14 protein-coding genes are annotated in these 19,567 nt (G+C 71.5%); 10 read left to right on the top strand and 4 right to left on the bottom strand.

The genetic code is table 11. The annotated features are described in order from the left end of the window. The first annotated feature begins 54 nt into the window (after positions 1-54). Positions 55-2,778, top strand: a complete 2,724-nt coding sequence (secA, locus tag AC0QR5_RS07065) for a preprotein translocase subunit SecA (protein WP_329860248.1) — start codon at positions 55-57, stop codon at positions 2,776-2,778. A gap of 91 nt (positions 2,779-2,869) precedes the next feature. On the opposite strand, the gene AC0QR5_RS07060 is transcribed toward secA, so the two are convergent. Both AC0QR5_RS07060 and AC0QR5_RS07055 read right to left on the bottom strand, forming a co-directional pair. Further along, positions 2,870-3,412, bottom strand: a complete 543-nt coding sequence (locus tag AC0QR5_RS07060) for an Rv3235 family protein (protein WP_329860247.1) — start codon at positions 3,410-3,412, stop codon at positions 2,870-2,872. 85 nt (positions 3,413-3,497) lie between these two features. Continuing rightward, the gene (locus AC0QR5_RS07055) at positions 3,498-4,241 is read right to left on the bottom strand and encodes a LysM peptidoglycan-binding domain-containing protein (protein WP_329860245.1); all 744 of its coding nucleotides are present in this window, start codon (positions 4,239-4,241) and stop codon (positions 3,498-3,500) included. Between the two features lie 114 nt (positions 4,242-4,355). Here AC0QR5_RS07055 and AC0QR5_RS07050 point away from each other — a divergent pair, with 114 nt between their 5' ends. From AC0QR5_RS07050 to AC0QR5_RS07030, 5 genes are all read left to right on the top strand, one after another. Continuing rightward, the gene (locus AC0QR5_RS07050; protein WP_329860244.1) at positions 4,356-4,904 is read left to right on the top strand and encodes a hypothetical protein; all 549 of its coding nucleotides are present in this window, start codon (positions 4,356-4,358) and stop codon (positions 4,902-4,904) included. A 138-nt stretch (positions 4,905-5,042) separates the two neighbouring features. Beyond that, on the top strand, positions 5,043-5,693 hold the full coding sequence (locus AC0QR5_RS07045; protein WP_329860243.1) for an SAF domain-containing protein: 651 nt from the start codon (positions 5,043-5,045) through the stop codon (positions 5,691-5,693). Further along, positions 5,690-6,925 carry a CpaE/TadZ family protein gene (locus AC0QR5_RS07040; protein WP_329860242.1) on the top strand — a complete coding sequence of 412 codons (1,236 nt, stop codon included), beginning with the start codon at positions 5,690-5,692 and terminating at the stop codon, positions 6,923-6,925. The genes AC0QR5_RS07045 and AC0QR5_RS07040 overlap by 4 nt, the downstream gene beginning before the upstream one ends. 110 nt (positions 6,926-7,035) lie before the next feature. After that, complete coding sequence (locus AC0QR5_RS07035) at positions 7,036-11,871, top strand: NAD-glutamate dehydrogenase (RefSeq protein ID WP_329860241.1); 4,836 nt, start codon at positions 7,036-7,038, stop codon at positions 11,869-11,871. 1 nt (position 11,872) lies between these two features. Beyond that, positions 11,873-13,342 carry a sensor histidine kinase gene (locus tag AC0QR5_RS07030; RefSeq protein ID WP_329860239.1) on the top strand — a complete coding sequence of 490 codons (1,470 nt, stop codon included), beginning with the start codon at positions 11,873-11,875 and terminating at the stop codon, positions 13,340-13,342. Between the two features lie 223 nt (positions 13,343-13,565). Here AC0QR5_RS07030 and AC0QR5_RS07025 read toward each other — a convergent pair whose 3' ends face one another. Next, positions 13,566-14,951 carry a LysM peptidoglycan-binding domain-containing protein gene (locus tag AC0QR5_RS07025; RefSeq protein ID WP_329860238.1) on the bottom strand — a complete coding sequence of 462 codons (1,386 nt, stop codon included), beginning with the start codon at positions 14,949-14,951 and terminating at the stop codon, positions 13,566-13,568. 183 nt (positions 14,952-15,134) lie between these two features. Here AC0QR5_RS07025 and AC0QR5_RS07020 point away from each other — a divergent pair, with 183 nt between their 5' ends. Continuing rightward, entirely contained in the window at positions 15,135-15,506 is a 372-nt protein-coding gene (locus tag AC0QR5_RS07020; protein ID WP_430633241.1) for an Rv2175c family DNA-binding protein, read from the top strand. 15 nt (positions 15,507-15,521) lie between these two features. Here AC0QR5_RS07020 and AC0QR5_RS07015 read toward each other — a convergent pair whose 3' ends face one another. Further along, on the bottom strand, positions 15,522-16,619 hold the full coding sequence (locus AC0QR5_RS07015; protein ID WP_329860235.1) for a polyprenyl synthetase family protein: 1,098 nt from the start codon (positions 16,617-16,619) through the stop codon (positions 15,522-15,524). 104 nt (positions 16,620-16,723) lie between these two features. On the opposite strand from AC0QR5_RS07015, the gene dinB reads away from it, so the two are divergent. From dinB to mraZ, 3 genes are all read left to right on the top strand, one after another. Then, the gene (gene dinB / locus AC0QR5_RS07010) at positions 16,724-17,959 is read left to right on the top strand and encodes a DNA polymerase IV (protein ID WP_329860234.1); all 1,236 of its coding nucleotides are present in this window, start codon (positions 16,724-16,726) and stop codon (positions 17,957-17,959) included. A 203-nt stretch (positions 17,960-18,162) separates the two neighbouring features. Continuing rightward, positions 18,163-18,525: a DUF3040 domain-containing protein gene (locus tag AC0QR5_RS07005; protein ID WP_329860233.1), complete on the top strand. Its 363-nt coding sequence runs from the start codon at positions 18,163-18,165 to the stop codon at positions 18,523-18,525. Between the two features lie 509 nt (positions 18,526-19,034). Then, the gene (gene mraZ / locus AC0QR5_RS07000) at positions 19,035-19,466 is read left to right on the top strand and encodes a division/cell wall cluster transcriptional repressor MraZ (protein WP_329860232.1); all 432 of its coding nucleotides are present in this window, start codon (positions 19,035-19,037) and stop codon (positions 19,464-19,466) included. The last annotated feature ends 101 nt before the right edge of the window (positions 19,467-19,567 follow it).

The raw sequence follows: 19,567 nt of genomic DNA, 5'->3' as shown, positions 1-19,567 counted from the left end.
TCACGTAGACTGACCTAGCCAGAAATCCTGTGCCTGAGATTTGGGAGCTGCCACGTGGCATCACTGCTTGAACGCGTCCTGCGAACCGGCGACAAGAAGACCCTGAAGCGCTTGCGCGGCTACGCCGACGCGATCAACGTCCTCGATGAGGAGTTCCGGGCCCTCAGCGACGCCGAACTGCGCGCCGAGACGGACAAGTTCAAGCAGCGCTACCAGGACGGAACGAGCCTCGACGCGCTCCTGCCCGAGGCGTTCGCCGCGGTCCGCGAGGCCTCCGGCCGGACGCTCGGCATGCGCCACTTCGACGTCCAGCTCATGGGTGGCGCGGCCCTCCACCTCGGCAACATCGCCGAGATGAAGACCGGTGAGGGCAAGACCCTCGTCGCGACGAGCCCCGCCTACCTCAACGCCCTCACGGGCGGTGGCGTCCACGTCGTGACGACCAACGACTTCCTCGCCGAGTACCAGTCGGACCTCATGGGCCGCGTCTACCGCTTCCTGGGCCTGACGAGCGGCTGCATCCTGTCCCGGCAGGATCCGGCGACGCGCCGCGAGCAGTACGCCGCCGACATCACGTACGGCACCAACAACGAGTTCGGCTTCGACTACCTGCGCGACAACATGGCCTGGTCCAAGGACGAGCTGGTCCAGCGCGGCCACCACTTCGCGATCGTCGACGAGGTCGACTCGATCCTCATCGACGAGGCCAGGACGCCGCTCATCATCTCGGGCCAGGCCCAGGGGGACGTGAACCGCTGGTTCGCCGAGTTCGCACGGCTCGTCAAGCGGCTCGACGTCGGGGACGACTACGAGGTGGACCACAAGAAGCGCACCATCGGCGTCCTGGAATCCGGGATCGAGAAGGTCGAGGACCACCTCGGCATCCACAACCTCTACGAGGCGGCCAACACGCCGCTCATCGGCTTCCTCAACAACGCCATCAAGGCCAAGGAGCTCTTCATCCGCGACAAGGACTACGTCGTGATGAACGGCGAGGTCCTCATCGTCGACGAGCACACCGGGCGCACGCTCGCCGGCCGCCGCTACAACGAGGGCATGCACCAGGCGATCGAGGCCAAGGAAGGCGTCGAGATCAAGGCCGAGAACCAGACCATGGCCACGGTCACGCTGCAGAACTACTTCCGCCTCTATTCGAAGCTCTCCGGCATGACCGGCACCGCGACGACCGAGGCCGCCGAGTTCATGGGCACCTACAAGCTCGGCGTCGTGGAGATCCCCACCAACAAGCCGATGCAGCGCAAGGACCAGTCGGACCTGATCTACAAGAACGAGATCGCGAAGTTCGAGGCCGTCGTGAAGGACATCGTCGAGCGGCACGGCGCCGGGCAGCCGGTCCTCGTGGGCACGACGAGCGTCGAGAAGAGCGAGTACCTCTCCCGCAAGCTCGCGAAGGAGGGCGTGCGGCACGAGGTCCTCAACGCCAAGCAGCATGCGCGCGAGGCCGCGATCATCGCCCAGGCCGGCAAGAAGGGCGCCGTCACGGTCGCCACCAACATGGCCGGCCGCGGCACCGACATCATGCTCGGCGGCAACGCGGAGTTCCTCGCGGTCGCGGAAATGCAGCGCCGCAACCTGGATCCGCAGGAGGACTCCGAGGAGTACGAGAAGGTGTGGGACTCGGTCTTCGAGAAGGCCAAGGCCGAGGTGGACGCCGAGGCCGAGGAGGTCCGCGCCTTCGGCGGCCTCTACGTCCTGGGCACGGAACGCCACGAGTCCCGCCGCATCGACAACCAGCTGCGCGGCCGCTCCGGCCGCCAGGGCGATCCGGGCGAGTCCCGCTTCTACCTGTCCATGACGGACGAGCTGATGCGCCGCTTCAACGCCAACGCCGCCCAGCGCATCATGAACAACCCGTCGCTGCCGGACGACATGGCGCTGGAGTCGAAGCTCGTCTCGAAGGCCATCGAGACCGCCCAGGGGCAGGTCGAGTCGACGAATGCCGAGCAGCGCAAGAACGTGCTGAAGTACGACGACGTCATGAACCGGCAGCGCGAGGCCATCTACGGGGACCGGCGCCGGATCCTCGAGGGCGACGACCTGCACGGCAAGGTCGCCCACTTCCTGGAGGACGTCGTCACCGCCATGGTCAAGGAGGCCACGACCGAGGGCCACTCGGACGATTGGGACCTCGAGCAGCTCTGGACCAACCTCAAGCAGCTCTACCCCGTCTCGATCACGATCGACGAGGTGGTCGAGGAGGGCGGCGGCCGGGGGAACCTGACCGCGGAGCTCCTGCACGAGGAGATCCTGTCCGACGCCCGCCTGCAGTACGAGGCGCGCGAGGAGAAGGTCGGCGAGGCGAACATGCGCGAGCTCGAGCGCCGCGTGGTCCTGAGCGTCATCGGGCGCAAGTGGCAGGAGCACCTCTACGAGATGGACTACCTCAAGGAGGGCATCGGCCTGCGCGCCATGGCCCAGCGCGATCCGCTGGTCGAGTACCAGCGCGAGGGCTACGTCATGTTCCAGACCATGATGGAGTCGATCCGCGAGGAGAGCATCGGCTTCCTGTTCAACCTCGAGGTCCAGGTGGCCGAGCCGGCGCCCGTGTCCCTGCCCGGAGTCACCGACGGCCGATCCGCGACCCTGGCGCCGACGCTGTCGACGCCGGGGCTCGAGGCGCCGGCGAAGCCCGCGAGCCTGCAGTACACCGCTCCGAGCGAGGACGGCGGAGCCAGTACACGCGTCGAGCGCTCGGCCCAGGAGGCCCCGGCCGGCAACCGCGCCGAGCGGCGCGGCAAGAAGGGCAAGCGCGGCTGAACCGCGGCGCGGAGCGGCCCCGGTGCCCACGGCAGGCCGTGGATGCCGGGGTCGCGGTGCGTCCGGGCACTTGCGCGCAGGGGAGAGGCCGCTAGCCGAGCTCGAGCGCGGAGACCCTCCACTGTCCCCGCCGCTGCTCGATCCGCAGCGCGGCGGCTCGGAACCGCTGGCGTTCGGTGACCACGAGCGAGGCCTCGTACACGCCGTCGGCGACGCGGCAGATCCTGGTCCGCGTCACGGCCGTGCCGCGTCGCTGCAACGCGTCGGAACCCGCCCGTGCCGCGTGGCACAGCTCCGCCCGCTCCCGCACCTTGTCCATGACCGCCGGCTCGAGCCAGCGGGACAGCTGCGCCACGGGCCGGAGTCCGGACAGCGACTCGAAGGCCACTTGCCCGACGAGGCGGGCGATCGTCGCGATCTGGCGGTTCTCGGCGCGGCGCTCGAGCTCCGCAGCCCGGGCCCGCTCCCGGGGTGGGGCGCCGCCCGCTGCGGAGCCGCCGGCGAGCGGCGAGGCGGCCGGACGCCGGGTCAGCAGGTCCTCGAAGCGGCGCGGGTGCCGCCCGCCCGGGGCGGATGACGGGGCCGCCTGGAGGCGCCGCGCGGTGATCTTGCGGGGTTCGGGGGTGCTGCTCATGATTCGCTCCTTGCGTTCTCCGGCCGGGCCGGCGGTTGGATGACGTCGATGCTTGTCGTGGGACCCGCGGGTGGGGCCAGCGTGTCTAGCGTCCGGGGCGCATCAGGATGGTCCCCACGGCCAGGAGGTCGGGATTCGGGCCGATCGTCGACTGGTTGGCCCGGTACCAGCGCGGCCATTCCCTCGCGATCTCGGCCTCGCTCGCCTCGGGACCGATGCTCCGGGCGGCGATGCTCCAGAGGGTGTCGCCCGCGAGGACGACGACGGTGCCCTCCTCCGCCGTCCGCTGCCCGCTGCCGAGCGCCGGACCGAGGGGAGCCGCGGGCCGCTCGGCACGCCAGGCGGGGTCCGGTGCCGTCGCGGGCATCGCCGCGCGGACGGTCGGGGGATGTTCGGCCGAGCGCGCCTCCCACGCGGGGGACGGGGCTCCCGTGGAGGCCGGCCGCTCGGCGCCCCACGCTGGCGACGGGGCGGCGGGGACGGCCTGCGCCGCGGGGGCGACGAGGAGGTTGGCGCCGAGGACGACGGCGGCCAGTCGCCGCACGTGGGCGGGGGCGGCGCGGCCCAGGCTTCCGGCCACGCGGAGGTGCCCGGCCCGCTGGAGGAGCACCGCGGCGACGGCCGCGGCCGCGCTCAGGACCCACCACGCGAGCACGGACAACCCCAGGGCCGAGACGGCCAAGGCGGCGCCCTGCTCGAAGCGGTCCCACGAGGTGGCCGCCTCCCGGCCGGAATCGTGCAGCGAGGCGCCGCTGAGGAGCAGGAGGATCCCCAGGGCCAGGAACGCCCCGGTGTACCCCGCATCCCGTATCCACGTCCGATCGGCCATTGCCGCCCCCTTGATGTCATTTGATCGCATTTGATGTTGATGCCTTCGTATCATTGCACTTGCCTCAACCAGCTGTCTAGTCCCGGGGATGGAGGAACTCGCTAGGCTGGTCCCATGAGATGGGATTCCCTGTTCGCCGACCTGGAGGCGCAGCTGAACGGCGAGGCGGCGCGCGACCGCGTCGTCGAGATCCAGGAAATGGTCCGCGTCGAGCGCTCGCAGCTCCCGATCGCCGGGCGGCTCGCGGGACACGAAGGCGGACTGGTCACGGTCGTGGCGCTGGGCGGCCTGCGGCTTCAGGGCACCCTGCGCCACGTGGGCGAGGGCTGGCTCGCAATCGAATCGGGTGCGGGGGAGTACCTCCTGCCGACGCCCGCGCTGCGCAGCCTCGAGGGAGTGGGTGCCCGCGTGGCGCCGGAGGGACCCCGCCGCTCCAAGGTCAGCCTGCGGATGGCCCTGCGCGCCGTCGTCCGGGACCGGGCCGTCGTCGTCCTGCACTCCCGCGACGGGGATGTCCTCGGCACCGGGACGCTGGACCATGTCGGGACGGATTACCTGCAGCTCGCCGTCCATGACGCCTCCGAGTACCGCAGATCGCCCGAGGTGCGGTCCACGCTCCTGGTTCCCCTCGGGGCGCTCGCGGCCCTGCGGCGCATCGCCTGACCCCGCGCGTCCACAGCCGGACCCGCTCCGGTTGGTGGATTGCCGCCTTGACCAATAAAGTCGATGCATGAAGCCGGCGTGTCGCCGTGCTGACAAGTCAGGGCAACGGACGCGCGTCCGGGAAACAGGGGGAAGGCCGTGTCGTCTGCAGGCAAGGCGGAGAACGAGGCGCGCAGGCTGCGCCGCCCGGGGTGGCGCGATCCGCGTCTGCTGGTCGGCATCCTGCTCATCGCCGCGTCGGTCGCCGGGGTCGTCGCCCTCGTCTCCTCGCTCGACCGCACCGCGCCGGTGTTCGTCGCCAAGGAGGACATCTCCCTGGGGGAGAAGATCGACCCCTCCCGGCTGACCGTCGCCGACGTCCGGCTCGACGGGCTCGAGGACGGCTACCTGCCCGCCGGCGACGCCTTGGACGGGCTCCAGGCCACCGAGCTGATCCGGGCCGGCGAGCTCGTGGCGCGCGGAGCCGTCGGCCGCCACGACCCCGGCAACCGCAAGCCCGTGACCATCGAGGTCGCCCAGTCCCTGCCACAGGCCGTGGTCGCCGGCAGCCGCGTGGACATCTGGGCCTCGACCCGCGACCGGGCCGCCAACGCCTACGCCGAACCCGAGCTCGTCCTGCCCGCCACGGAGGTCGCGGCGATCCGTCCCCTCGAGAGCGGCTTCGGCGCGAGCGACGGCGTCGTGCTCGAGGTGCTCGTCGAGGACTCGCGGCTCGGCGGCCTCCTCGGCGTCCTCGCCAACGACGCCCGCGTCACCGTGGTGTTCAACCCGACCGGGGAGGAACCGTGACCGTCTCGGTCGCCCTGTGGGCCGACGAGCTCGGCCTCGGCGACCGCATCGAGGCCCTGCGCGGCCGCGTGACCGTCGTCCGCAGGACCGACGAGCTGGCCGAGATCGCGGCGCTCGCCGAGTCCGGACTCGCCGATGCGGCGCTCCTGGCCGGGCCGGCCAGCGAGGTCGAGGCGCCCCTCGTCGACGCGCTCACGGGGCTCGGTGCCACCGTCGTCGTCCTCGTCGACGACGACGGGGAACGGGCGCGGCTCGCCGGCCTCGGTGCGCACTGCCTCCCCGTGGAGGCGGACGAGCATGCCGTGACGGAGCTCCTCGAACAGGAGGCCGGCCGCGGTCCGGGCCCCGTGGCGGCCGCCGGGCACCGGCCCGGGGACCGCGATGGCGCCCGGGCCGAACGCCCGAAGGGCCGGATCGTGGCGGTCTGGGGTCCCACGGGGTCCCCGGGCCGCACCACCGTCGCGGTCAACTTCGCCGTGGAATCGGCGCAGGCCGGCCGGAGCGTCCTGCTCGTGGACGCCGACACCTACGGCGCGAGCGCCGGCGTGCACCTCGGTCTGCTCGACGAGTCCGCGGGAGCGGCGCAGCTCTGCCGGCTCGCGGACCAGGGCGTCCTGGACGCGGCCGGCTTCGAGCGCGCGTGCCCGGTCGTCGCCGTCGCCGGAACGCGGCTGCGCATCGCCACGGGGCTGCCCCGGGCCCAGCGCTGGCCCGAGCTGCGCGCGGCCGCCCTCGGGCGCGTCCTCGACTTCGCCCGCCGCCAGGTCGATCTCGTCGTCGTCGACACGTCCGCCTACCTGGAGCTCGACGAGGACCTGAGCTTCGACACCGCCGCGCCGCAGCGCAACGGCGCGGCCCTGGCGGTCCTCGAGGCCGCGGACGAGGTCGTGGCCGTGGGCCAGGCGGACAGCGTCGGCGTGCCGCGGCTGATCAAGGCGCTCGAGGCGCTGCAGGAGGTACTGCCGACGGTCCGCCCGAACATCGTCTTCAACAAGGTCAAGGGCGCCGCCCTCGGTCGCAAGCCCGAGCGCCAGCTCCGCGAGACGTGGGAGCGCTTCGGCCCCGGGCTGCCCATCACGGGCTGGTTGCCATGGGATCCCGACGCCGTCGACGCGGCCCTGCTGGCCGGCAGCGCCCTCGCCGAGTCGTTCCCCGACAGCCGCCTGCGGGCCGCGATCGCGGGCCTCGCCGGACACGGCGTCCAACGCCGCGTGGGCGCGTTCCGGCGCTGAGCGGGACGGGGGCCGGAGGGGATGTGACCCAGCCGCCGCAGGACGTTAGGCTTGCCCTTGTACATGACCGCAACGGCGCGGTCGACATCCTTCTACGGAGGCGTTCTTTGATGTCGTCGGGGTCCAGCATGGCCACAGGGTTTATCGCTGAAACACTCACTCCCACCTTTGTTGACACCTACTACGGCCACTTGGCGGACGAGGATGCGCGGGCCTATCCTCCCGGTGAGCTCGAGTCGCGCGTCGGGGCGCACCTCGAGACCGGCTTCGCGCGGCCCCGCGGCGCGGCCCGCGTCGCGATCGGAACGCACGGCTCTACGTCCGTCGTCTACGTGGTCACCGACGACATGCCCTTCCTCGTCGACTCGGTCACGGCCGAGCTGGTGCGGCAGAAGCAGGCCATCAACCTCGTCGTCCACCCCGTCTTCATCGCCCGCCGCTCCGACGGCGACGGCAGCCTGACGCGCCTCGAGGCCGTCGCGACCGCCAATCCGATCTCCAGCGGCGACACGGCCGCCCTGCCGAACCTCGCGCGCTTTATGACCGACGGCGACGGCCACTCCCAGATCGAGTCCTGGATCGCCATCGAGATCGGCGGCGAGCCGACCTCCGAGCAGGCCGCCGCGCTCGTCGAGGGCCTCGAGTCCGTCCTCGAGGACGTGCGCGTCTCCGTCGAGGACTGGCGCGCCATGCGCGCCAAGGCCCATGAGATCGCCGATTCGCTCGGCTCGGTCCGCGGAGGAGAGGACATCCCCGACCTGCGCAGCGCCGTCGAGCTGCTGCGCTGGCTCGACGACGGGAACTTCACCTTCCTCGGCTACCGCGAGTACGACCTCGCCTCCGAGGACGGCGAAGACGTCCTGCGCGTGCGCCAGGAGAGCGGCCTCGGCATGCTCCGGAAGCCGCCGTCGTCCGGGCTCATCCAGCACCTGACCGAATCCGGGCGCGCCAAGGCCCGCGAGAAGCGGGCCCTCGTCATCACGAAGGCCAACTCGCGCTCGACCGTGCACCGCGGCGTGTACCTCGACTACATCGGCGTCAAGAGCTTCGACCCCGAGGGCAACGTCAACGGAGAGCGCCGCTTCATCGGGCTCTTCGCCTCGAGCGCGTACACGCGCTCGGTGCGCAGCATCCCCGTCGTGCGGGAGAAGGTCGACGCCGTCCTGAAGGCCTCGCGCTTCGCGCCCGACTCGCACTCGGGCAAGGACCTGCTGACGATCCTCGAGTCCTACCCCCGCGACGAGCTGTTCCAGATCGAGATCCCGGACCTGCTCGAGACCGTCCTCGGGATCCTGCGCCTGCAGGAGCGCCGCCGCACGAGCCTGTTCCTGCGGCCGGACATCTACGGGCGCTTTATGTCCGCGCTCGTGTTCCTGCCCCGCGACCGCTACACGACCGCGGTCCGCCTGCGGATCGAGGAGGAGCTGAAGAAGGCCTTCTCCTCCGAGACGGTGGACTACGAGGTGCGGATGAGCGATTCCGCGCTGGTCCGCCTCTTCTACCGCATCCGCCTGCCCCGCGGTGGATCCGTCCCGGCGATCGGCCGGGCGGAGCTGGAGCCGCGGCTCGTCCGCGCCGTCCGCTCCTGGTCCGAGGGCATCGACGAGGCCGTCCGCGGCTCCTACGGCGGCGCGGAGGCCACGACGCTGTCCCGGCGCTGGGCGGAGGCCTTCCCGGCCGCCTACCGCGTCGACTTCGAGATCGAGGACGCGCTCGAGGACATCGAGCGGTTCGCGGCCCACGACGACCCCGCGCATGCGGGGCCCGTCGTCAAGGTCTACGTGCCCGCCGCGGCACGGCGCGGCCACGGGATCGACGCGCGGCTCAAGCTCTACCTGGCCGAACCGCTCTCGCTGACCCGGATCCTGCCCGTGCTGGGCAACCTCGGCCTCGAGGTGGTGGACGAGAAGCCCTTCGAGATCTCCCGCGGCGACGGCCGCAGCTTCCACTTGTACGACCTGGGCCTGCGCTACCCCGACGGCGCGGATCCGCTCGCGACGCAGGAGCTGCTCGCCGAGGCCTACGGTGCGGTCTCGCTGGGCCTGGCCGAGTCGGACGGCTTCGACCGGCTGATCCTCAAGGAAGGACTGCGCTCGCGGCAGGTCGCGATCCTGCGCAGCTACGCCAAGTACCTCCGCCAGCTGGGGATGGCCAACTCCTACGGCTTCATCGCCGACACGCTGCTGGCCAACCCCGAGGTCGCCAAGGGCCTCGTCGCGCTCTTCGAGTCCACGTTCGACCCCGGGCTCGACGACGCCGACCGCGCCGGGCGGATCGCCGCGGCGCGGGACGGACTCGACGCCGCGCTGGAGCAGGTGCCCACCCTGGACGCGGACCGCCTCCTGCGGCGCTTCGTCAACGTCATCGACGCGACGCTGCGCACGAACTACTTCCAGGGCGCCGTCCACCTCGCCTTCAAGATGTCCCCGGCACGGATCGACGGCGCGCCGTTCCCCCGGCCCAAGTACGAGATCTGGGTGTACTCCCCGGTGGTCGAGGGCGTCCACCTGCGATTCGGCGAGGTGGCCCGCGGAGGACTGCGCTGGTCCGACCGGCGCGAGGACTTCCGCACCGAGATCCTGGGCCTGGTCAAGGCGCAGATGGTCAAGAACGCCGTGATCGTCCCCACGGGGGCCAAGGGCGGCTTCTTCGCGAAGCAGCTCCCGGACCCGGCGGTGGACCGGAACGCCTGGATGGAGGCGGGCAAGGCCGCCTACCGGATCTTCATCCGCGCGCTGCTCGAGATCACGGACAACATGGTCGCCGTGGACGGGGTCGAGACCGTGGTCCCGCCGCGCGACGTCGTGCGGCTCGACGGCGACGACACCTACCTCGTCGTCGCCGCGGACAAGGGAACGGCGAGCTTCTCCGACATCGCCAACGAGATCTCGCTCGAACTGGGCCACTGGCTCGGCGACGCGTTCGCCTCCGGAGGCTCGATCGGCTACGACCACAAGGCCATGGGCATCACGGCCCGCGGCGCGTGGGAATCCGTCCGCCGCCACTTCACCGAGCTGGACCTCGACACCCAGTCCGAGGAGTTCACGGTCGTCGGCATCGGTGACATGAGCGGCGACGTCTTCGGCAACGGCATGCTGCGCTCGCGCCACATCAAGCTCGTCGCGGCGTTCGACCACCGGCACATCTTCCTCGACCCGGACCCCGATCCCGAGGCGTCCTTCGTCGAGCGGGAGCGGCTCTTCGCCCTGCCCCGCTCGAGCTGGGAGGACTACGACGCCGCGCTGCTCAGCGCCGGCGGCGGCATCTACCCGCGCCACGCCAAGACGATCCCGGTCTCCGACGAGGTCCGGGCCGTGCTCGGGCTCCCGGACGGCACGACGTCGCTGACCCCGCCGGAGCTGCTCCGCTCCATCCTCGCCGCGCCGGTCGACCTCCTCTACAACGGCGGCATCGGCACCTACGTCAAGGCATCGGCGGAGACCCACGCCGAGGTCGGGGACCGCGCCAACGACTCGATCCGCGTCGACGGCTCCCAGCTGCGCGCCCGCGTCGTGGGGGAGGGCGGCAACCTGGGCATGACCCAGCTCGGCCGCATCGAGGCCGCGCTCAACGGCGTCATCCTCAACACCGACGCGATCGACAACTCCGCCGGCGTCGACTGCTCCGACCACGAGGTGAACATCAAGATCCTCGTCGACCGGCTCGTCGCCGCCGGCCGGCTCGACGCCGCGGAACGCGCGGGCTTCCTCGCGTCCATGACGGACGAGGTCTCGCGGCTCGTGCTGCGCACCAACGTCGACCAGAACATCCTGCTCGTCAACGACAAGCAGAAGCTCACCGAGTGGTCCCCGAGCTTCGAACGGCTCATGGACTGGCTCGAGCGCTCGGCGGACCTGGACCGGGAGATCGAGTTCCTGCCGTCGTCGACCGAGCTGGAGGAGCGCCGTGCCGCCGGCCAGAGCCTGACGGCACCGGAGCTGTCCGTCCTCGTCGCGTACGCGAAGATCCAGCTCGCCACGGCCCTCGCGGCCGGCGACCTGGCCGACGACCCGTACTTCGACCGCACCCTGCTGGACTACTTCCCGCCGCAGCTGAGCGAGCGCTTCCCGGAGGAGGTGCTGGCCCACCCGCTGCGCCGGGAGATCATCTCGACGGTCGTCGCCAACGACGTCGTGAACCTCGGCGGCATCACGTACGCCTTCCGCACCATGGAGGAGACGAGCGCGCCCGAGGCCATCGTCGCGCGGGCGTTCACCGCGCTGCGCGAGATCTTCGACCTGGATTCCTTCATGGAGCAGGTCAAGGAGCTGCCGGCCCACTTCCCGACCGAGCGCTGGTGCCAGATCCAGCTGGACATGCGCCGCCTGCTGGACCGGGCGACGCGCTGGTTCATCGCCCACGTGGGCCGCGGCAGCTCGGTGCAGGAGGACATCGACGCGTTCCGCGAGACCGTCCTGGAGCTGCGCGCCGAGCTCGGCACGCTGCTCCGCGGCCGCGACGCCGCGCGCGTGGCCGAGTGGCGCGAGGAGGCGCTGTCCTGGGGACTGCCCGAGCCGCTCGCCGAGCGCTGGGCCCAGCAGTTCGAGAGCTACGCGCTGCTCGACGTCACGCTCGCGGCCCGCGAGGCCGGGCTGCCGGCCCGGGAGGTCGCCGAGGTCTACTACGTGGTCTTCGACCGCTTCGGCGTGGATCCGCTCCTCGAGCGCATCACCAAGCTGCCGCGCGGGGACCGGTGGGAGGCGCTGGCCCGTGCGGCCCTGCGCGACGACCTGTACTCGACCGCCGTCGACATCACCCAGGCCGCGATCGCCGCGGCGCCTGACGAGGCGGACCCCGTGGCGCGGCTCGAGGCGTGGGAGGAGCGCAATGCCGACAACCTCGGCCGCGTGAAGAGCATGTTCGACGAGGTCAACAGCCTCGAACGCGACGACATGGCCTCCCTGTCCGTGGCCCTGCGTCTGCTGCGCTCGATCGTCCGGAGGTAGCTTGGCCACGTTCACCGATCCCGTCCGGGAACACGCCGAGTTCGGGCCGGGCGACGAGGAATGGCTGCACCTCCTCGTCGGCGATTGGCAGCTCGTCGCCGACCTCGCGTTCGCCGACCTGGTGCTGTGGCACCCGGGCCCGGACGGGACCTACGTCGCGCTCGCGCACGTGCGGCCGTCGACGAGCCACACGGTGTTCCACACCGACTTCGTGGGCGAGCGGATCCGCATGGACCTCAAGCCCCTCGTCGACGAGGCCTTCCGCACGGGCGTCGTCCAGCGCGCGGGGGAGGACCACGACGGGATCGGGACCGGCATGCGGGTCGAGGCCGTCCCGATGCGGCGCAACGGGCGCTCGCTCGCCGTCGTCACGTGCCACTCGGACCTCGGCGGGACGCGCCTGCCCTCGCGGCTCGAGCTGACCTACCGCAAGTGCGCGCAGGACCTCTTGAAGATGTCCTCGCAGGGCCTGTGGCCGGACTTCTCGATGCCCACCGGTTCCCGCAGGGGCGCGCCACGCGTCGGCGACGGGATGATCCGGCTGGACGCCGACGGGATCGTGCAGTACGCGAGCCCCAACGGGGTCTCCGCGTACCGGCGCCTCGGCGGCATCGACGGGCTCGAGGGCCGCTCGCTGGCCGAGGTCACGACGGGGCTGCTCAAGGACCGCCGGCTCGTGGACGAGTCGCTTCCGCTCGTCGTCACGGGCAAGATGCCGTGGCGCACGGAGGTCGAATCGCGCGGCGTGAGCCTGTCGCTGCGCGCCATCCCGTTGCGGGACGGCACGACGCGCTACGGGGCGATCGTGCTGTGCCGCGACGTGACGGAGTTGCGCCGCCGCGAGATGGAGCTCGTGTCCAAGGACGCCACGATCCGCGAGATCCACCACCGCGTGAAGAACAACCTCCAGACGGTGGCGGCGCTCTTGCGGATGCAGTCGCGGCGCATGCAGTCGGAGGAGGGCCGCCTGGGGCTGGACCAGGCGATGCGCCGGGTCGCGACGATCGCGCTCGTGCACGAGACCCTGTCGCAGGGGCTGACGCAGAACGTGGACTTCGACGAGCTGATCGACCGCCAGTTCAGGCTCGCGGCCGAGGTCGCCTCGCCGGGGCAGGTCGTGCGCACGGAGCGGACGGGCAGCTTCGGCGGCCTGCCGAGCGAGCTGGCCACGCCGCTCTCGCTCGTCATCAACGAGCTCGTCTCCAACGCCGTCGAACACGGGCTCGGGGAGCGGGACGGCACGGTCTCGCTGGGGGCCGAGCGGCGGACGGATCCGGATGGGACCCCCCGCCTCTCCGTCACGGTCGAGGACGACGGCGTGGGCCTCGACGGCCAGCCGGGCCACGAGGGCCTCGGCCTGCAGATCGTGCGCACGCTCGTGACCTCCGAGCTCGCCGGCAGCATCGCCTGGGCGAAGCGCCCCGGGGGCGGGACCCGCGTCGTCCTCGACCTGCCGGTCGCCGCGGCCTGAGCCGGGGGACGGCGCGGAGGACGACGCCGGGGCCGCGCCCGCGTGCCCGGGCGTCGGGCATGCGGCCCGGGCCTCCGCCCACCCACGACGCGCGGCGGGACGGCGACGCCACGCGACCCGGTTGCCGCGATCCGTGAAGGCGGGCCCCGACGCGCCGACGGCGGGGCTCCCGGGGGAGCCCCGCCGTCGTACGGGATCCAGCGGCCGGAGACGGCCCCAGGACCTACTTGAAGGTCTTCTGGTGCGCCAGGACGCTGGCCACGTAGCGCTTGGTGTCGCTGTACATGCCGTTGCGCTTCACGGAGCCGGCCCCCTGGTAGTAGGAGGCGATGCCGATCTCCTTCGTCGCGCTCGTGCGCTGCAAGGAGCGGATGATCGCGACGCCGGCCACGGCGTTGTCGTGCGGGTCGAGCAGGTCCAGCTGGCGGCCGACGAGCTGCGAGGCCCATTCGCCCGACGTGGGGATGACCTGCATGGCGCCGATCGCATTGGCCGGGGAGACCGCGGCCATGTTGAACCCGGACTCCTGGTAGGCGTGCGCGAGCGCGAGGGACGGATCGACGCCCATCGAGTTCGCAGTGCTGACGATGATCTGCTTCATCTGCTCGCGGTTGGGCAGATTGCGGGAGAGCAGCTCGTACTTGTTGTCGTTGGCCGACTTCACGGTGGACGCCGGGTACTTGTAGTGCAGGAACGTGCTCGGGACCAGCTGCGGCCGGGCCTCCGTGGAGGACGAGGACGTCGAGGAGACCGTGCCGCCGCTGATCGTGAGCTTGCGGCCCGGGTGGATGACGGTGGTGCTGCTGAGGTTGTTGGCCTGCAGGAGGACCGAGAGCGCGATGTTGTGCCGGGAGGCGATCCCGGAGAGCGTGTCGCCGGAGACGACGGTGTAGGTCTTGGCGGCCGGTGCGGGCGCCGCGGCCGCGGGGGCCTTGGCCGCCGGTGCCTTCGCCGCGGGGGCCGGGGTGGAGGACGCGGGGGCGTTGCCCACGGTCAGCTTCTGTCCGGGGCGGATGATGTCGGTGGCCTTGATGTTGTTCGCCGACAGGATCGTGGCGAGGGAGACCTTGTGGCGTGCCGCGATGTGGGAGAGCGTGTCGCCGGCGACCACGGTGTAGGTCTTCGCGGCCGGCGCAGCGGCCGGGGTGGCGGCCTTGGCCGCGGGGGCCGCGGTGGAGGTGCCCTTGAGCTTGATGACCTGGCCGGGGCGGATGATGTCCGTGGCCTTGATGTTGTTGGCCTTCAGGATCGTGGCGAGGGAGACCTTGTGGCGGGCCGCGATGTGCGAGAGCGTGTCGCCGCTGCGGACCACGACGCTCGCGGGCACCGAGGCGGCGACCGTCAGGCGGGTGGGAACGGCGGCCGCGACGCGGTCCGCGGCGATCCGCTGCTGCGCCGCGGCGATGTTGGCCGCGGACGCCGCCTTCGGGGCCAGGACCGTGGTCGTCGCGGGGGCGGCCGTGGCCGGCGCGGCGGCGAGCCCGGACAGGACGACGGCGGGGATCGCCGCGGCCGCGACGGCTCCGCTCATCCCGAGGGCGCGGTGGGTCCGGGTGCTGATCTGGTCTGGGCGTGTGGCACGCGGGTGAGCAGTGCGGGGCTCTGGCATGGAAGGGTCCTCTGTTCAGGGCGGCAGCGGCCGACCAGCCACCAGACGGCGCCAGGCAGGGCGCCAGTTGCCTGTGTGACCAGTGTTGCAAGTGTGACTTGAGAGAATCTACACGATGCACGGCTAACACAAAAGCCCGTTTGAACTGGTCATGGGGTGCATTCGGCGTGTTCAACGTCCCCGATGTGGCACCCTAAGGGGGTGAGTACTCTCGAAGAACGCGTCTCCGAATGGCTGTCCCTCCCCGAGGCCGCAGAGCAGCTGGGGCTTCCCCTGAAGAAGGTGCACAGCCTGATCGACGACCGCTCGGTCGTCGCGCACCGCATCGGCGACAACAAGATCCGGGCCATCCCCGCGGCCTTCATCCAGGACGGGCACCTCGTGGACAGCCTCAAGGGCACCATCACGGTCCTCGTGGACTCGGGCTTCAGCGGCGAGGAGCTGCTGGCGTGGCTCTTCACGGAGGACGAGTCGCTCGGCGGCAGTCCCATCCAGGCGCTGCGCGAGGGGCGGAAGACGGAGATCAGGCGGCGCGCCCAGGCCCTCGCCTGGTAGGACCCGCTGGCGGGCCTACTTGACCCGGGTGATGGCGGCCTCGCCGAGCGCGCGGAGCGCCGCGCGGTGGGCCTCGTCCACGGGCATGGCCTCGAGCGCGGCGAAAGCCTGCGCGGAGAGCCCGGCGATCGACGCCTCGGTGGCCTCCAGCGCTCCCGCCCCGCGCAGGATGTCCCGGAGCCTGGCGACCTCCCCGTCGGTGAGGTCCTCGGCGCCGAGCCGGGCGTTGATGAAGTCGCGGTCGGCGGGCGGGGACATCATGACCGCGTGGGCCACGAGCTCGGTCCGCTTCCCCTCGCGCAGGTCGTCGCCCGCCGGCTTGCCCGTCTGGGCGGGATCGCCGAAGACGCCCAGGATGTCGTCGCGCAGCTGGAACGCCTCGCCGAGCGGCAGCGCGTAGGCGGAGTACGCGGCGAGCAGCTCGTCGGAGGCCCCGGCCAGGGCGCCGCCCAGCAGCAGGGGGTTCTCGGCCGAGTACTTCGCCGACTTGTAGCGCAGGATGCGCCGTGCGCGGCCGGCCGCCTCGGCGGGATCCTGCGACGGGCCTGCCGACTCCTCCAGGACGTCCAGGAACTGGCCGGCCATGACCTCGGTGCGCATGCGGTCGAAGATCTCCCGGGCCGCCGGGCGCAGGGGATGGATGGTCCCGAACAGCTGTTCGCTGAAGGACAGGCAGAGGTCCCCGGCCAGCACGGCCGCCGCCTCGCCGAAGCGGCCGGCATCGCGCTGCCACCCGCTGCCGCGGTGGATCGCCTCGAAGCGCCGGTGCATGCTGGGGCGGCCGCGGCGGGTGTCGGAGCGGTCGATCAGGTCGTCGTGGATCAGCGCCGCGGCCTGGAAGAGCTCGAGCGCGGCCCCGGCCTGGACGATGAGCGGATCGCCCGGATCGCCTCCGGCGCCGGCGAAGCCCCAATAGGCGAAGCGGGGGCGCATCCGCTTGCCCCCGCGCACGAGTTCCTGCAGGCCCACGATGAGTTCGCCGGCCGGTTCCGCGATGTCCCGGATGGCCCGCAGCTGCCCGTCGAGGAACGCCGTCAGGGCGCCGTCGACCGCCTCGGCGTAGCGGGAGGCATCGGGCCGGGGGAGTGTGGTGTCCACGGAGGGGTCGCTCATGTCATCCATCTGCCTCAAGGGTGGGACGCCCCGCGGGGGCCGGGCATCGTACCCCTCTACTGTAGCGATCCGTTTCCGTCGGGGGCCGCGCCTACCATGGGAGGATGACCGGAACCGAGCGACTCCGCGCCGTCCTGCACGTGGACATGGACGCGTTCTTCGTCTCGGTCGAGCTCCTCGACCGCCCCGAGCTGCGGGGCCGCCAGGTCATCGTGGGGCACCCGGCGGGCCGCTCCGTGGTCCTCTCGGCCTCCTATGAATGCCGGGCGCTCGGAGTGCGCTCGGCCATGCCGATGGCGGTCGCCCTGCGGCTCGCGCCCCACGCCGTTGTGCTCGAGCCACGGCATGCGGGCTACTCGGCGGTGTCACGGCGCATCATGGACCTCTTCCGAGAGATCACGCCGCTCGTGGAGCCGGTCAGCGTCGACGAGGCCTTCCTCGACGTCACGGGGAGCCAGCGGAGGCTGGGGCATCCCGCGGCCATCGGGACGCTCATCCGGCGCCGGCTGAGGGACGAGCTGGGCCTGCCGGCCAGCGTGGGAGTGGCGCGGAACAAGTTCGTGGCCAAGGTGGCCTCCACGCGTGCCAAGCCGGACGGGCTCCTCGTGGTGGAGCCGGCGCGCACGGTCCAGTTCCTCCAGGCCCTTCCCGTGACGGCGCTGTGGGGCGTCGGGGCGAAGACGGCGGCCGTCCTCGAACGCGCCGGCCTGGCGACCGTCCGGGACCTCGCCCAGATGCCGCGCCCGGCCCTGGAGAAGATGCTCGGCGTCCAGGGGGCCCACTTGCACGACCTCGCCTGGGGGCTCGACGACCGGGCGGTCGAACCCGTGCGGGAGGAGAAGAGCATCGGCGCCGAGGAGACGTTCGCCGAGGACACGCGCGAGGCCGGCCGGCTGCACCGGGAGCTCCTGCGGCTCTCGCACCGCGTGGCCGAGCGCCTGCGGGATGCGGGGCGCGAGGCCGGCACCGTGGCCCTGAAGCTTCGCTACGCCGACTTCTCGACGCTCTCCCGCAGCCGTCGACTCACCCAGCCCACGGACTCGGCGGCGGAGATCGGCGCCGCCGCGCGGGGCCTGCTGGACTCGCTCGCCCCGCTGCCCCAGGCCGTGCGGCTGATTGGTGTGCGGGCCGAACAGCTGCACGAATCGGGCGGCGCCTACCAGCTCACGTTCAACCGCAGCGACGCCAACTGGCGCCAGGCCGAGGCCGCCATGGACCAGGTGCGGGCCCGGTTCCCCGGACAGCGCGTCCGCCCCGCGGCCCTGTTGCCGGACGGGGAGGGCACCCCCGGCGGTCCTTCCCCCACGGACCCCGTCCGGGGGGACGAGGGGACGGGCTGACGCGGTGCGGGGCCGCCGGCTGCGCCGGCGGGGTCCTTCGACTACCGCGGGGGACGGATCCGGGACTATCCTTGAGGAACCAGCAGGAACCCCGTCACATACGGGGGGATTGACCGGCCGGAACAACACCGGCGGGAACGACGTTGAATAGGGTAAGGGGCCGTAGGCGGCCCGCACGCCACCAGGGGAACGGGGAAGGGACCATGCCGCTTTCCGAACACGAGCAGCGCCTGCTCGAGCAGTTGGAGAAGCAACTGCATGAGGACCACCGCTTCGCGTCGTCCATGAAGTCCAACACGTCCCCGGGCGGGTATTCGACCCGCAACATGGCCATTGGCGCGCTGCTGGCCGTCGTGGGCATCGTCGTCCTGATCCTGGGCGTTTCGAGCCAGTGGATCCCGGTCGGAGTCGTCGGCTTCGCCTTGATGTGCGGAGGCGTCTACATCGCCGTTTCGCGCAACGCGCTCGGCGGCGGCTCGAAGGCCCCGAAGAACGCGGGCGCCAAGAGCTCCTTCATGGCGGACCTCGAATCGCGCTGGGACGCGCGCCGCCGCGACGACCAGTAACCCCGGGCGTCCGGGCCCCAGGGCGCGGTCGTAGAGCAGACGGAAGGCAGGACCCGACGGGTCCTGCCTTCCGTCGTCTCCGGGTGACTTGGCACCCCGCCACGGCTTCCTCCACCTTCCGCCGCGGGTCCGCCGCTCCCCGGCCCGGACTCCTCCACTTCCCACCACGGGTGACTCCGCACCCCGCCACGGGTCCCTCCCTTTCCCACCACGGGACCCTCCACTTCCCTCCCCGGAGGGCCCGATGCCGCCCTCCGGGGCCCCAGGGGGCTCCTGCGAGCCGCGATGTGCGGCACCGGGATCCCTGGTGCGCCCGGCCGGCGCGAAATTCCCTCCACTTCCCACCACCTCGATTCATCCGCGGAATCACGCGGATCCGGACTGCGATTCGGTGGATAAACGCCCCGGATGGCGTTGACAGTGGTGCGTTGTGGAGTAAAGTGGGGGACAGAAGAGGGCAGTGGAGGTGTAGGGCACGAGTTGGACCCCTGAATCAGAAGGCGGTGGGCATGTTCCTAGGGACATACACGCCGCGTCTTGATGAAAAGGGCCGGCTCATCCTTCCGGCGAAGTACCGCGACGAACTGGGCAACGGCCTGGTGCTGACGCGGGGCCAGGAACGGTGCATCTACGTCTTCAGCCAGCGGGAGTTCGAACGGGTGCATGAGCAGATGCGGCAGGCGCCCTTGTCCTCCAAGCAGGCGCGGGACTACATCCGCGTGTTCCTCTCCGGCGCTTCCGACGAGATGCCGGACAAGCAGGGGCGGGTCACCATTCCGCCGTCGCTTCGTTCTTACGCCGGACTCGACCGTGACGTCACGGTCATCGGGGCCGGTACGCGGGCCGAGATCTGGGACACCGAATCCTGGAACGCGTACCTGGAACAGCAGGAGAACTCGTTCTCCGAGACCGACGAAGAGATCCTCCCGGGGATCTTCTAGGACCCAGGCAGGGGTCCTGGAAGGACTTGGACGAGATCTCCAGCCGCCCGAGGCGCCCTCCTGGCTCACCTTCCCCGGAGCCAGGCGGAACGCAGCGGAGC

The organism is Arthrobacter sp. J156, assembly GCF_056172865.1.
Note: the sequence above shows the minus strand (reverse complement) of the source record. Positions and strands in the feature narration are given on the sequence as shown.

Bases quoted from the DNA above. Each gene is read 5' to 3' on its own strand.
- AC0QR5_RS07060 (WP_329860247.1), bottom strand. From the start codon at position 3,412: ATGAGCAGCACCCCCGAACCCCGCAAGATCACCGCGCGGCGCCTCCAG.
- AC0QR5_RS07055 (WP_329860245.1), bottom strand. From the start codon at position 4,241: ATGGCCGATCGGACGTGGATACGGGATGCGGGGTACACCGGGGCGTTC.
- AC0QR5_RS07050 (WP_329860244.1), top strand. From the start codon at position 4,356: ATGAGATGGGATTCCCTGTTCGCCGACCTGGAGGCGCAGCTGAACGGC.
- AC0QR5_RS07035 (WP_329860241.1), top strand. From the start codon at position 7,036: ATGTCGTCGGGGTCCAGCATGGCCACAGGGTTTATCGCTGAAACACTC.
- AC0QR5_RS07025 (WP_329860238.1), bottom strand. From the start codon at position 14,951: ATGCCAGAGCCCCGCACTGCTCACCCGCGTGCCACACGCCCAGACCAG.
- AC0QR5_RS07020 (WP_430633241.1), top strand. From the start codon at position 15,135: ATGTGGCACCCTAAGGGGGTGAGTACTCTCGAAGAACGCGTCTCCGAA.
- AC0QR5_RS07015 (WP_329860235.1), bottom strand. From the start codon at position 16,619: ATGAGCGACCCCTCCGTGGACACCACACTCCCCCGGCCCGATGCCTCC.
- dinB (WP_329860234.1), top strand. From the start codon at position 16,724: ATGACCGGAACCGAGCGACTCCGCGCCGTCCTGCACGTGGACATGGAC.
- AC0QR5_RS07005 (WP_329860233.1), top strand. From the start codon at position 18,163: ATGCCGCTTTCCGAACACGAGCAGCGCCTGCTCGAGCAGTTGGAGAAG.
- mraZ (WP_329860232.1), top strand. From the start codon at position 19,035: ATGTTCCTAGGGACATACACGCCGCGTCTTGATGAAAAGGGCCGGCTC.